The following is a 13,247-nucleotide window of genomic DNA, read 5'->3' on the forward strand; positions in this document are numbered from 1 at the left end:
TGACCAAAAATTGATTGCCAACGCAGGCATTTTTATTACCTTACGGCCATGTACAACGATACGGTAATGGATCATTTTCAGAACCCGCGCAACACCGGTGAAATTCCCGACGCGGACGGCGTGGGTAAGGTGGGTAGCGCCGAGTGCGGCGATATCATGATTATGTATATCAAGGTGAAGGACAACCGTTTGACGGACGTGAAGTACAAAACGTTCGGATGTGCCGCCGCTATTGCCACCGGCTCGATTGCCTCCGAGATGCTCATGGGGAGAACTCTCGAAGATGCGGAAAAGCTCACCAGCGAGGAAATCGCCAAAGCTCTCTTTGGCCTTCCTGAGAAGAAAATGCATTGTTCGCTTCTGGCCCCGGATGCCGTCAAGGCGGCTATCGCCGACTACCGGTCAAAGAACAAGACCCGGTAGCTGCGGCGGACAGCGATTGCCTTTCCAGTTTCTCATCGATTTGAATATTCACAGCTCACAGCGGTAATTTGTGCATAACTATGGCTGTATTTTATTGGAGGTTTATGTATGATGCAGTTGAATTATAGATGTCCCAAATGTTCAAACACCGGCTACGAAACCGGTGAGATCCGGGCGGCGGGAGGTTTCTGGAGTAAGATTTTCGATGTTCAGGGGTCGAAATTCAGCCGGGTTACCTGCTCAAGATGCCGGTACACGGAATTCTACATGGCCGATACCAGCATGCTGGGCAACATATTCGACTTCTTCACGAATTAGGAGATTGCCCTTATTACGGCGTGATATAAATGACAAAGCTCATAACGCTGTTGAGTACGCTTTCGCCGATAGAGCGGTCGATAGGCTTTTTGATGCCCCGGCTGTAGCGAATCTCCAACCCTGCTTCTCTGCCTTTGACAGTGAAATCCAAAGCCGCGCCGACAATAAGACCAAAATCACTCGTGGCAACATCGATCTCCTCGAGCGGATCGGAGAAATCACTGTCATATGAAATTTCTTTGTCCAGGTTCCAGGCGAGATATAGTCCGGCGAGCACCGATGGGTTAAACGATGATGTCAGGTTGGGCCCCGCCTTGAGCATCAACGGGATTTCGAGATAGTCCAGTTTCAGCGAGCCTTCAGCCGAGGCCACTTCGGTTTTGTTGACTATGGTGTAGATATCTGTCTCGGCGCCTTTTCTGACAAAGTTCAGTTCGAACTGATAGTCAACGAACCTCGATATTTCGCGGTTGGCGCGCAGCCCGAAACACAGGGCGGAGAGATTATCGTATCTCAACTGCCCACTTTCCAGGGTAGCTATCGAGCCGCCGATGTGAAAGCCGGGCTTGAACGAATTGGCGGCGGCCGATGAAGCTACAGTGAAGACAATCAGCGCCGCGATACAGGCAGTCAGCCTTTTAACGGTCCGCGGCATTGTATTTCTCTCCCTTTGCGATTCGGTTGTCAGAAGACATAACCCACCATGATTGTCACGCCCCTATTCAGAATATCCGGGTCCGCGTCGGAATCGAGATCGAGTATCTTACGCAAGCCGAAGGTGTACCTCAGATCAAACAGCATTTTGCCTTTGGGTAGCGCCGAATCGAAACCCCCTCCTATAGCCAGCCCGTAGTCAAGGTTCTTAACCCCAGATATGTCTTCGGTCAATTGGAATTCTGAGTAGGTACGTGTGGCGCTGAGGTTGAAGCCGATGACCGGGCCGGCATAAAAGCCGGGCGTGAATCCCTCGTTGCCGACCGAACGATAGCTGGGTGTTTCCGGCTTGTCCTTTGAGGGCGGGAAGACGACTTTGGCCAGCAGCGGGAATTCCAGATATGTCAGGGTGTATTTCTCTTTATAGGAGCCTTCAATGATTCTCTTTTCGCCACCCTTCATGACGTACTGTGCTTCAGCCTGCAGGGTAAAGGTCCTGCTAATTTTGCGCGCGACGAGCCCCCCTGCGCAGAAACCGGCTTTGTAATCTGTGAGTCCGGCGCTTTCCCCGCCCATGGAGAAGTAGCTCACGCCGACCTTTAGGCCGAATTCCCATGCTTCACCGGCACGGGCAGAAGGCACCATCAGCGCGCCTGCCAGAAAAAACACGGACAGAATAACTGCTTTGCGTATCACAAGATTCCCTCCAATTGAAGTTGCTGGCTGTCTTTAGTTATCGCTTATAGCCGATTCGGCGCAAAAATTCCCGGCGTTCTTCTTTGTCTTCATCGGTTTCAATGCCGAGGGGCGGTTCTCCATCGACCACACCCATCACGCCTCTTCCCATTCTGGTCTCAATTACTATAACTTCAAGGGGGTTGGCGGTTGAGCAGAAGATATGGCACACCTCGTCGACCCCTTTTACCCGTCCGAGCACGTTAATCGGGTAACCGTCTCTCAGATACACGAAAAAGCAGTGACCGCAGCCGACATCGAAAGCCGCCGCGGTGGCGAGCTTTGTCAGCTCAGCGTCGTTGCCATCCGTGCGTATCAGCCGTTTCTGCGAGGCTTCGCAAAAGGCTATGCCGAACTTGAGCGACGGTGAGGCGGTTATAAGAGCTTCATAGAGGTCTTCGACTGTTTTGATGAAGTGCGACTGGCCGAAGATCACGTTGCAGTCTGATGGGATATTGACTTTAACGATTTTAGTTCTGAAGGTCGGATCCATCATTCACCTCGAATATTTCATCATCGATTTCAGTATTGATCACCGGATTGCGATAGTACTCCGATCCGGCGAATTTAACTCCTATAAAGAACATCGCTTTGCCTTTACCTGCAATGTCAAATTGTCTGGCCAGCCAGTAACCATCGTCCGTCGGACCGTATACAATCGACATCGACATTTCATTCAGTTTGAACATGGCTTTCTTTACCAACTTTGCCGGTGAAAAATCGACTCTCACCAGATGGAAAGACTCGACATCGAAAAAGTAGTCGCCATTGATCAGCGAGTCCGCATCCTCTTTGGCTGTTACTTCGAAGTGGTGGGCGACGTATCCCTCGACCGGGTCGGGGCTGACGCCAAGATATTCGATGTCATAGAGGTCTCTATAGTCGGGTCTGAACGGCTGAAGCATCGAGAAAGAAATGTCTTTCACCTTGCGTTTGGCCTTCTTTTCTTTGCGGTCGCGGGCTTCCTTATCGAGGTCTTTCTGTGACTGCAGTTTACCGTCTTTGTAGTATTCCACATAGTCTTCGTGATAGAGGGCGGTATCGGCCAGATACTTTATATAAATCTTCTTGATGAAACGAACCTTTTCGAAAAACTCGCCGTCTTTTTCCTCACCCTCCACATATTCCGCGTCGACAATCACCGTAGAGATTTGCTGTCGCTGTTGATCTTCGACAGCCAGAATTCTCTCGATGAGAGCATCCGGATCGATACCGTCGTCAACCTGCGCGCGAACGCGAGGCATCAGACCACAGCAGATTACCGCCAGCGCGGTCCATAGAAAAAGATTGTGCTTTTTCATTGTAATTTGCCTTCATAAATCAAGACGTTCTTGATCGTATCCCCCTTGATGATTTGATCGACTACGTCCATTCCGGAGAGGACCTGCCCCATGACGGTGTAGCGTCCATCGAGGTGCGGCAGAGGTGTGTGGGTTATGAAAAATTGCGATCCGCCCGTATCCTTGCCGCTGGTAGCCATACCCATGGTGCCTCGCTTAAAAGGTTCACTGGAGTACTCACAACGGATGACATAACCCGGACCGCCCCACCCGGTTGCTTCGGGGTCACCGGCCTGCGCGACGAAATTGGGAATTACCCGGTGGAATACGATACCATCGTAGTAATCCTGCTTGGCGAGGTCGATGAAATTGATGACCGAGAGGGGGGCAATATCGAAATAGAGTTCGAGGTCGAATTCGCCGCGATTGGTGACGACGGTAGCATACGGATTGGCCAGATACTTTTCGATAGCGCCGGTAATTTTGCGTTTGCTCAGCCGGGTGTTGGCCGGTGGTACCTGATCGTAGCGATCTTCGTTCAGTTTGTCTTTATAAATATCAGCCGCTGTACGTCGAACGATTTGATCGGTGTCGAGGATGCCGGCGATCAGTATCTGCCGCGCCAGGCTGTCGGTGACGGCGACGGTGTCGCCGATGAATGCTTCGCTGCAGTCAACTATAGCGCCGCGAATATCCTTGTGGGTCTGCGGACCGGCCTCGACGAGACTTTTGAGTTTCGGCAGGTAAGACGCAAGTTTCCGGTTTTTGATTTCGTCGATAGCCACTATCGCCATCACGTAGGCGGAGTCCTCGAGCGCTTTTCCAATGTAGAAGGTCACGTTATTGGAGTCGATCGCAACCAGGCCATAGAACGCGCTCATGCGCACGAGCGGGCTGTTGTCATTGAAGAGAACCGCGAGGCGCGGGATTATATTCTTCGTACCGATAGTCGCGTAGGCATCGGCACAGGCCGCCCGTATCTCAGTGTCTTCGAGCGTTTGCAGTGAATCAATCAGCATTATCGCGCGCTCTTTCTGGATTGCCGCCAGATAACCCAGGGCGGCAACCGTGATATTCACAGGCGACCCGTCTGAAAGGACGGCATTGACCGCATCCAAGGCCTCGGCGTTTTGCTGACGAGCGAGGGCGTTGATGGTCGCCACTTTCAGTTTCTCATCACGCACCGTACCGAGTTTTTTCGCCAGCCTCGACATGGCTTCGGGCGTTTTCTTGCCCGCCAGATCGGTTATCGCCTGAGCGACAACCCGTGGATCGCTGTCGTTGAGGGCAATGGTCAGATAGCGAACGGCGTCGGCGTTATCTGATAGTCCGAAGCCGCGGACGGCAAGGCTTCTCACGTAGGGATCGGCATCAGCAACGAATTTCTCATATACCGCGAAAGCGTCGGGCACTCCCAGCCGGGCGAGCGCATATAGCGTGGCCACCTGTACCTGTTCATCCGGTTCAGACAGCGCGAACTCTATCAGGCGGGGCGCTTTTGATTTGGCGCCGGCGCGAAAGAGCGCCATACAGGCGGCTTCCCGCACCTCCGGACTCGGATGAGAAAGAAAATCGGCTATAGCATCGATTTCCGCCTTCATGCTCGTGTCGGTGAGCCTCCCGGCTGCTTCGACGAGACGGACGGTAACTTTGGACGGAAGATCGAGAGCGAGATCAAGCAGATCCGCGGTGTATTTCTTTTCGCCGGTGAGGCCGATGGCGAAGGCAGCCTGTGCGGCAACATCCATGCTGCTGTCGGAAGTCATAACCTCGTAAAGCAGCTTTCCGCTTCCGGGGGCGCCGATGCGTCCGACGGCCAGGGCGGCTCGGGCCCGAAGGTCAGGGTCATCATTTTCGAGATACTTGGTCAACTCCGGCGAAAGAACGCGTTGATCTTCGAAATAGATTATCTCGCCAACCTTTTCAGGGTAAGTCCTTTCCCTGAAAGTATCATAGATGTAATAGGCCGCTGCTGCGAGCAGCAGGACGGCTATCAAAATGAGCAGATTTTTCATAAAATTCCTCATGTTGCTCTGAAATTTATGCTCGCGCGGGAAGGCCGTCAACGTTAAAACTGGCAGGTTGATATCATTGGCTTAAGCTGAAGAGCCCTCTGAGAACAGGTCTCAGAGGGCTCCCGGTGAGAAAGTAATGACTATTCTTTCTTACAGTTCGTTCCAAATAAAGGTGTAGTGAGCGCTGACCGGGACGCCGCCGATTTCCTCGTAGTAGCTTTCGATCCGCAGCTTGTACACCACTTGACCTGTCTTTATCAGGTACACGTGCGATTTGGAGGTTAGCTGATGGGTCTGCCCATTGTAATCATACCAGTCAGTCAAGGCTGAACCGGGTATATCGGGAAACAGCGGAGCGCCGGTAGGCTGTTCTATGAAGGCATCGATATCGGTCGGGTCGTCGAGCTCGCTCCAGGCGAGAAAGGCGGCACATTCGCCGGTACCGTTGGGGCCGCTGTTTTGCATGATATTATAGGAGTTGAAAGCAATATCCCAATCGTCGGAATCGGATGGATCCGACGGGTCAACCGACCCGCCAGTGCTGAAATCAAAGTAGCCGGTGCCGGAGTTCACCTCAATCGAGGCCTCCACGCATGGCCCGGGAAGTCTTCTGACGCTGACCGTATCCTGATAGTAGTATTTCAGGTACACCGTGCCCATGTTCGGCGGCATGCCGGCCCCGACCATCGAGTCGATTTGAAACTTCACGTAATGTTCACCCGAGGCATCGAGCATGGAGTAAACGAACTGGTTGGCGGTCAACTGATGCGTGGTCGGGTTATAGGTATAAAAAGAATCGATGAAGTAATCGATAAAATCCGTGACCCATTCCGCGCCGGTCGTGTCATCAATCGTCACGGCATCAAAGTCGACCAGTCCGAGGTCAGCTCCTTCGACATCGCCGTCATTGACAGTCGAGGTCCCGCCGTTGAGTTTGATAACCTCGCGCCGGAAGGCTATATCCCACGAATCAGCGAGGGGTTTGGACACCGCGCTCGTCACTGTGTCGAGAGTGGTGAACGAGAAATGCATGTAGCTGTCGTAGTCAGACGCGTCAACAGTGCTGCTCCAGTAGCCACCGGTTTGATTCCAGGTTGTAGTGGCCGTTCCGGTCGGAGTGGTTGGCGTAACGGGGTTGTCATCATCGTCACTGCAACCGACCGCTCCGAACACGAGAGCCAGCAGAGAGAGTGAAATTAACAGGTGTTTCATTAAAGACTCCTTAGATGTTAGTTATCAGAAAGATTGAATTTTATCCCGGCAAAGACCTCGAATCCCGGCCAGTAACCGTAGTCGATGTTGGTTTCATCGAGGAGGTTCTGGAAAGTCAGGAAGGTTTCGAGTCCGTTGTCGAATCTCTTGAACAGATTAAGATTCAGTCTGGTGCGATGCGGCGCGTACTCGGCATCACCTTCGTTGCCGCCGGTGTTCGACCGCGGCACCCAGAGCTTGCGTGACTGATAGTCACCCCAGAAACTGGCGCCGGCATTCCATCGATCGATCATACCCGTGAAATAGAACTTGAAGGTATGGTCGGGGCGGTTGATAAGTTTCTCGTGGGTTTCCAGGTTGCGCGTATAGAGATAATTGTAGGAGAAAGACAGATCGAACGATTTGGAGAGGCGTATGCGCGATTCCCATTCAATTCCCTGGGTTATGGCCGTTTCGATATTCTGGTACACATAAACACCGCGCCAGTAAGGATCGGGGAAGCCTATCAGGGTAAAGTCAATCAGGTCCTCCAGGTGGTTGTAAAAGTAGGTGATGCGGTGCAGACCAATCGTCCCGTAGGAAAATTCCGCGGAGATTGAACTGTTGATTGAATTTTCCTGCGTCAGAGGCTCAACCTCCAGTCCGCCGAGGTCCAGATCGGTAGAGGTAACGGCAGAACCACCGTAAACGATATAGCCGGCCGCCGTGTGGTCAAAGACGAAATACTGCTGTTTGATAGATGGCGCTCTGAAGCCGCGACCGACAAACCCGCGGAACTTTACCTGCTGACCGGGTTTGAACATGACGTTCAGCGACGGGTTCACATGTCCGCCGAATGAGCTGTGGTTTTCGTAGCGGACGCCCGAAACGATGTTCCACGCCGAATGCGGTGAGTACTCATACTGCAGGTAGCCAGCCGCGGACTGGTCCGCCTCGGAACCATCGACCAACTCGTCGGACTTGAGGTCCTGGTAGTTGTATTCTAGACCATAGGTGGCAACGTGGTCCTGGCCTATGGCGTAGTTGGCATTGTAGGATGCTTCCAGGAAAAGGTCCTCGGTTTTGGAGGTATCAATCCAGTACTCGTCGCTGTATTTGTTCCAATCGTGATCGTAGTAGGTGCCGAACAGGCGAAAGTTCATCGAATACTTGTCACCGGAGAGATAACCGAGAGTCGTTGAAGCCTCGTAACGCTTGTTTATCTCTTCATCATCGTAGGTGAAAGTGATGGAATCGAACTGGTTGATCGGAATGACTTCCGATTCGACCCAGTCGCGTTTCTCGTGCATGAAGCGAGTCGAGCCGGTGAGATCCCATTTGTCGGAGAGTTTGTGACGAAGCTTACCGGACAGATTCCAGCGGTCAATTTTCTCCTGCCCGTTGGTGTGCGGCGTGCTGGGGTCCAGGTCGAAACCATCGGTCGAGAACAGCTTGCCGCCGAGAGTAAGGCCGGTTCGCTCGTTGCCGTACTCCAGATCAACCGCCGGATTGAAACTGGCGTGGGTACCATAATCAAAGTAGGCGTTGGCGCTGCGAATGTTTGTGGATGGTTTCTTGGTGATGATATTGATCACGCCGCCCATGGCGTCGGAACCGTAGAGAGTGGAGCCGGTTCCTTTGACGATTTCGATCTTCTCGACATTGTTGAGCGAATATTGACTCAGATCTATCGAACCGCGTACGCGTCCCACCGCCCGCTCGCCATCAACGAGAATCAGCACCCGGTCACCCTCGATCCCGCGGATGGTGGCGCCCTGGCCGGACAGATCTTCATTGATGGTAATGCCGATAGAGGATGTCAGAGCTTCATCGACCGTCGTGGCGCCGGTGCGCTCGAAATCGCGTTTGGTGACCACTTCGGTCTGGACGGGTACATCTTTGAGAAGGTGCGGCGAGCGCGTGCCGGTTATGACCACGTCGTTGAGCACCCACGGGGACGGTTTCATTCTGATATCAATGCTGCTCTTGCCGGAGACATTGACCAGAATGGTGTCACTCATGTCATAGGAGATATGGGTGGCGACCAGATGATACCAGCCATCCGGCAGCTTGTCGAATTTGAACGTGCCGCGCTTGTCGCTTTCGACGACTCGTCCGGATTCGACGATACGAATGTTTACGCCCCTTATAAAGTTCTTCGTTTCCGCATCCATTGTACGTCCGGATAGCTCTCCCGCCGCCACCGGGGCGTATGACGCGATCAGGGCAGCTATCAGGCAGACCTTAGAGAGAAGGGAAGCACTTTTCATTTTTCTTATCTCACCTTTTGTTAAATCAGGCAGAATTTAACCAAAGGGGGATAACGATTTGTCATGAGATTGTCATAAACAAAACAGTATTTGTGCTTTTTTTCACAAAGAACTTGGGCGGTAATTGCGGAAGAATACCGGGGGAGTCTGGCAACAATTTAAGTGGTTGGTAAAAAGCTACTTAGCGTGTTTGAGGGCGGCTTTTTCAAATGATGGTGCCACGCGGGATTTGATCTGTTTTCGAAGCCGGGAGATATCTTTTTGGCTCAGGCCGTTTAAGCACCGGGCGAATTTTCCGGACGCAATTTCCTCGTAGAGTTTCTCCATGTTCTTCTTAACCCCTTTATCCACAATGCGTTTGCCAGACATGACGGAACCGTAGCGGGCAGTTACCGAGATTCGATCATACATGCCTTCGATTCCGTAGGTTTTAATCAGATGGATTATGAGGTCAAGTTGGTAGGCTACTTCGAGATACGCGTTTTCGGGAGGAATTCCCTTTTTTACGAGCAAGTCGAAACCGCTGAGAACAAGTTCTGTAAGTCCGCCACAGAGGATGGCCTGCTCCCCAAACAGATCGCCGACTGTTTCGTGCTCAAAAGTGGTTTTCACAAGTCCATTTCCAGCTATGCCAATCGCTTGCGCCAGAGTCCGGGCTTTTTTCAACGCCATCCCGGAATAGTCTTGATGGGCAGCATAGAATGCGGACAAACTCCGGTCGGACAGGTATTTTTGGCGGACGCTGAGGCCGGGCCCGTGAGGGGCAACCATGATTATATCGCAATTCTCCGGTGGAGAGATGAAGCCAAAATGGATGGAAAAGCCGTGCAGAAATACAAGGGTGGCTCCGTCTTTGAGGTTCTTGCGAATTTCTTTGTCGAAGATTCTTCCGTGAAGGTGATCGGGAAGGGCAAAAACGATAATTGAGGCCGAACGGATGGCCTGCCCGATTGTTGCGATATTGCTAAGTCCATCGTGGGCGGCCAATTTTCTCGTAGCCGAGCGGCTTTTGAGACCGATGATGACCGGATAGCCGGAGTCGCGCAGGTTGAGCGCGATTGCTCGACCCTGGGAACCATACCCAAGAACGGCAACTGTTTCATTTTTTGATTTTGTTCGCGGCACAAATGGAATATAATAGCGTTGCAAGTCGTTGCCAACAGGAACATTTTTAGGTGGATTGATGGATAAAGAGCATTATGGCGCCGTTTGCCGCCTGGTGAAAGCGGCTCTCGATGAAGATGTTGGCAGGGGGGACCTCACCTCGCTGGCCTGCCTGGAGCCCGGGCCAATCAAAGCCAAAATAACGGCCAAGTCGGACGGCATTCTCTCAGGGATTGAACCGGCCCTGATAGCGTTCGATATAGTTGACTCCGCCAACGTGATCCGTCCTTTAAAAAAAGACGCCGAGCACTTCTCGAGGGGTGATATCGTGATGGAGATTGACGGTTTCAATCAGACGGTGTTGACCGCCGAGCGCACGGCGCTGAATTTCATGGCGCATCTCAGCGGCATAGCTTCGTTCACCAATCAATTCGTGGAGAAGATCAAAGGGTCATCTTGCCGCATTCTCGATACCCGTAAAACCACGCCGGGCTGGCGTTATCTGGAGAAGATGGCGGTCGTTCACGGGGGTGGATGTAACCATCGGTTCGGCCTTTACGACATGGTGCTGATCAAGGACAATCATATTTCATCGGCCGGTTCGATAAAAAGCGCTGTCGAGAAAACCATGGGATATCTTGACACTCCGGAATTCCGACTGCAGTTCGAGATGAAGGCTGAGGAAGTTGGTATTGAGGTAGAGGTTACCAACGAAAGCCAGGTCGAAGAGGCTATCAGCGCGGGAGTGACGCGGCTGCTTTTGGACAACCAGACACCGCAGACACTGGCAGTGCTCGTAAAATTGGCCCGGAGTCTCAATCCGAAGGTGGAACTGGAAGCTTCGGGTAATGTCAATCTCGATACCGTGGCGGATATGGCGGCTTCGGGTGTGGACTTCATATCGGTAGGTTCGATCACCCATTCGGCCCGGGCGAGCGACTTTTCGATGACAGTCATCGATTGATACCCCATGACAAACAAAGATCTGGAAAAATTATCAGAAGACCTTCTTCTTCGCATCCGCCGCCGTCCGGGGCGGCCGGTGGCAACAGCATCGTTGCAGAAGGCCTTTGGAGCCGGCGCGGACGATGTCGTGGCGGCGCTCGGCAAACTCAAAAGGCTGGGATACAAAATTCGCAAGAAGACAGGGGGGCAGATCGCTTTTGTGGCGGCGGCAGATTCACTTACGGTAACCGAGATCGGCTATGGGCTGTCTTCGAAGGTAATCGGCAAGAAAATTCATGCTTACCACTCGGTGAAATCAACCAACGACATCGCCACCCAACTCGCACAAAGCGGGACTCCTGAAGGCACCATAGTTACCGCGGAGACTCAAACCAAGGGAAGGGGCCGGCTGGGAAGGTCGTGGTATTCACCTCCCAAAACGGGGATATACGTTTCAATTATACTTAAGCCGAAATTCCGACCCGAGGCCGCACCCGGATTGGCCGTGATGACCTCGCTGGCTCTGGCCGAAGCGGTTGAGAAGCATACTTCCGGTGAGGTCAAGATTAAATGGCCCAACGACATTCATGTGAACGGCAAGAAAGTGGCCGGGATTTTGACCGAGCTGTCAGCCGAGAGAAACAGGGTTGACTATGTTGTGGTGGGCGTAGGCATAAATGTGAATCAGAAACCTGATGACTTTCCGCAGGAGTTGAAGTCTATCGCCACTTCGCTTCGGGCGGTCAATCGAAGGAAGGTTCCCCGCCTTGATTTACTCAGGCTGTTTCTTTCCAATTTCGAAAAGGAGTACCTCGGATATCAGAAGGGGCAGTTGGGTCGTTCAAGAAAGAGGATCCGCAAGTACTCTTCGCTCATAGGCCAGCAAGTGAGATTGAGTTTTGGTAATCGTATAGTTGAAGGCAAGGCTATCGACATAGACGCCACGGGAGCGCTGATTATAGAGATGGACGGGCAGCGTCGCGCGGTGACCAGCGGCGAGGTCACGGTAGTGAAAGATTAGGTCAGGCGTTTGTGCGGTATCTTTTCAGGGCGGCTACGACAATCGGAATAATGACAATCTGAACCGCAATACCGGGCAATCCGGCCACCACGGCCCCGGTGGATGAGAAGAACACCGCGACGGTGTAAGGTAATTCCATAAATCTTCCGAGCACAATGAGTCCAAGGGCAAACACGAGTCTTCCCAAAATCAACGCAGCCAATAGTGCTACGTAGATATTCAGTTTGAGTCTCTGATAGGCAATACCGGCGATGAGGCCGTAGACAGCCAGTTCCAGGGTCATAAGCGGCACGGCGTATGTCGGGGGCATGCCGGTGAGAAGAAACGAAGCCGCCGGCCCGAGCAGACCCACAATGAGCCCGCACCAGGGACCGGTGAGAAACCCGGCCAGCAAAACCGGAATATGCATTGGCAGAAAGACTCTCCCCCCGACGCCGAAGGCGTGGAAACCAAGCGGAAGCAGCACCGCCAGAGCCAGATAGAGCGCTACGTGTGTTATAAATTTGATTCTGGGCCGAAAACCGTTCACATCGATGAATCTACTTGGAATTCACGGCGATGGCAAGATAAAGGCCGGGGTGATCTTCGATGCTTATATTACTAAACTTGCTGGTGTTGAGCATGTCCCGCAGCCGTTTTTCGGTAGGGATCTCATCATTTTTAACGACACCGCCGATGCGATGGTGTACTTCGGAGAGTTCCCTGGAAGAGATCAAGTGTATGATATAGAACTTCGCTCCGCTTTTGAGAACCCGGTGGGTTTCGTCGATGGCTTTCTGCTGGTCGGAGAAGTGCGGAAAGGCCGAGAAAGCCACCGCCATATCGAAGGTCGAGTCGGCGAAGGGCAAGCTAATAGCATCGGCATCGACGACATTGACGTTGGAGAAGGGGAAGTTCCGGTGGGCTTTCTGGGCCATTTCATAGGAGAAATCGACACCGGTCACGGATCCCTGGTCGCTTACTTTTCGGCGCAGTATGTCGAAGAGAATGCCGGTTCCGCAGCCGAGGTCGAGCACCTGCATTCCTTTGTTAACCCCTAAAAGATCAACGATATGGGTGAGACGCTCAAGATCTTCGGCGGTGAACATCAAATCCCATTCGGCGGCCAGCGAGTCGAAGAATTCCTGGTGTTTGTCGTGCATAGGACTGTTAAATTAGGGCCACGTTGGGCATTGTCAAGCATTTTCGGCTACCGGTGAAACTGTTGAAGGTTGATCGGCGTTAAGGCGGATTAACAGAGAAAGTGACAGGGAAACTCGGTTTTCCGCTTTCGCCGTCTTGCGGATATAGT

At 52.6% G+C, this 13,247-nt stretch carries 15 protein-coding genes and 1 pseudogene; 5 read left to right on the forward strand and 11 right to left on the reverse strand.

What is annotated here, in order from left to right; translation table 11 throughout:
• Positions 1-48: 48 nt before the first annotated feature.
• Positions 49-423 carry an iron-sulfur cluster assembly scaffold protein gene (locus AB1483_01690; protein ID MEW6411166.1) on the forward strand — a complete coding sequence of 125 codons (375 nt, stop codon included), beginning with the start codon at positions 49-51 and terminating at the stop codon, positions 421-423.
• A 108-nt stretch (positions 424-531) separates the two neighbouring features.
• Complete coding sequence (locus AB1483_01695) at positions 532-741, forward strand: zinc ribbon domain-containing protein (protein MEW6411167.1); 210 nt, start codon at positions 532-534, stop codon at positions 739-741.
• Positions 742-754: 13 nt separating this feature from the next.
• Here the strand turns inward: AB1483_01695 and AB1483_01700 are convergent, their stop codons facing one another.
• The 5 genes from AB1483_01700 to AB1483_01720 are packed head-to-tail and all read right to left on the reverse strand — an operon-like array spanning position 755 to position 3,880.
• On the reverse strand, positions 755-1,396 hold the full coding sequence (locus AB1483_01700; protein MEW6411168.1) for a porin family protein: 642 nt from the start codon (positions 1,394-1,396) through the stop codon (positions 755-757).
• 29 nt (positions 1,397-1,425) lie between these two features.
• On the reverse strand, positions 1,426-2,091 hold the full coding sequence (locus tag AB1483_01705; protein MEW6411169.1) for a porin family protein: 666 nt from the start codon (positions 2,089-2,091) through the stop codon (positions 1,426-1,428).
• A 37-nt stretch (positions 2,092-2,128) separates the two neighbouring features.
• Positions 2,129-2,626 carry an adenosine-specific kinase gene (locus AB1483_01710; GenBank protein ID MEW6411170.1) on the reverse strand — a complete coding sequence of 166 codons (498 nt, stop codon included), beginning with the start codon at positions 2,624-2,626 and terminating at the stop codon, positions 2,129-2,131.
• Entirely contained in the window at positions 2,601-3,431 is an 831-nt protein-coding gene (locus AB1483_01715) for a hypothetical protein (GenBank protein MEW6411171.1), read from the reverse strand. Before AB1483_01715 ends, AB1483_01710 begins: the two co-directional genes overlap by 26 nt.
• Entirely contained in the window at positions 3,428-3,880 is a 453-nt protein-coding gene (locus AB1483_01720; protein ID MEW6411172.1) for a peptidylprolyl isomerase, read from the reverse strand. Before AB1483_01720 ends, AB1483_01715 begins: the two co-directional genes overlap by 4 nt.
• Here AB1483_01720 and AB1483_01725 point away from each other — a divergent pair.
• The gene (locus AB1483_01725; protein ID MEW6411173.1) at positions 3,840-3,932 is read left to right on the forward strand and encodes a hypothetical protein; all 93 of its coding nucleotides are present in this window, start codon (positions 3,840-3,842) and stop codon (positions 3,930-3,932) included. The two genes, AB1483_01720 and AB1483_01725, sit on opposite strands and share 41 nt — an antisense overlap.
• Before the next feature lie 686 nt (positions 3,933-4,618).
• On the opposite strand, the pseudogene AB1483_01730 reads toward AB1483_01725, so the two are convergent.
• The 4 genes and pseudogenes from AB1483_01730 to ilvC form a co-directional block, all read right to left on the reverse strand.
• Positions 4,619-5,437: pseudogene (locus AB1483_01730) on the reverse strand (HEAT repeat domain-containing protein).
• A 138-nt stretch (positions 5,438-5,575) separates the two neighbouring features.
• Positions 5,576-6,637, reverse strand: a complete 1,062-nt coding sequence (locus tag AB1483_01735; protein MEW6411174.1) for an HmuY family protein — start codon at positions 6,635-6,637, stop codon at positions 5,576-5,578.
• Between the two features lie 17 nt (positions 6,638-6,654).
• On the reverse strand, positions 6,655-8,886 hold the full coding sequence (locus tag AB1483_01740) for a TonB-dependent receptor (protein ID MEW6411175.1): 2,232 nt from the start codon (positions 8,884-8,886) through the stop codon (positions 6,655-6,657).
• Between the two features lie 177 nt (positions 8,887-9,063).
• Positions 9,064-10,011 (reverse strand): ketol-acid reductoisomerase, encoded by a 948-nt coding sequence (gene ilvC, locus AB1483_01745; protein ID MEW6411176.1) that lies wholly within the window; start codon positions 10,009-10,011, stop codon positions 9,064-9,066.
• Positions 10,012-10,069: 58 nt separating this feature from the next.
• On the opposite strand from ilvC, the gene nadC reads away from it, so the two are divergent.
• Both nadC and AB1483_01755 read left to right on the forward strand, forming a co-directional pair.
• Positions 10,070-10,954, forward strand: a complete 885-nt coding sequence (gene nadC, locus AB1483_01750) for a carboxylating nicotinate-nucleotide diphosphorylase (GenBank protein ID MEW6411177.1) — start codon at positions 10,070-10,072, stop codon at positions 10,952-10,954.
• A 6-nt stretch (positions 10,955-10,960) separates the two neighbouring features.
• A complete protein-coding gene (locus tag AB1483_01755) occupies positions 10,961-11,956 on the forward strand; it encodes a biotin--[acetyl-CoA-carboxylase] ligase (protein MEW6411178.1) in 996 nt (331 codons plus the stop codon).
• 1 nt (position 11,957) lies between these two features.
• Here the strand turns inward: AB1483_01755 and AB1483_01760 are convergent, their stop codons facing one another.
• Positions 11,958-12,485, reverse strand: a complete 528-nt coding sequence (locus AB1483_01760; protein ID MEW6411179.1) for an ECF transporter S component — start codon at positions 12,483-12,485, stop codon at positions 11,958-11,960.
• A gap of 10 nt (positions 12,486-12,495) precedes the next feature.
• Positions 12,496-13,098 (reverse strand): methyltransferase domain-containing protein, encoded by a 603-nt coding sequence (locus AB1483_01765; protein MEW6411180.1) that lies wholly within the window; start codon positions 13,096-13,098, stop codon positions 12,496-12,498.
• Between the last annotated feature and the right edge of the window lie 149 nt (positions 13,099-13,247).

This window comes from Candidatus Zixiibacteriota bacterium (genome assembly GCA_040756055.1).
GTDB lineage: Bacteria > Zixibacteria > MSB-5A5 > GN15 > FEB-12.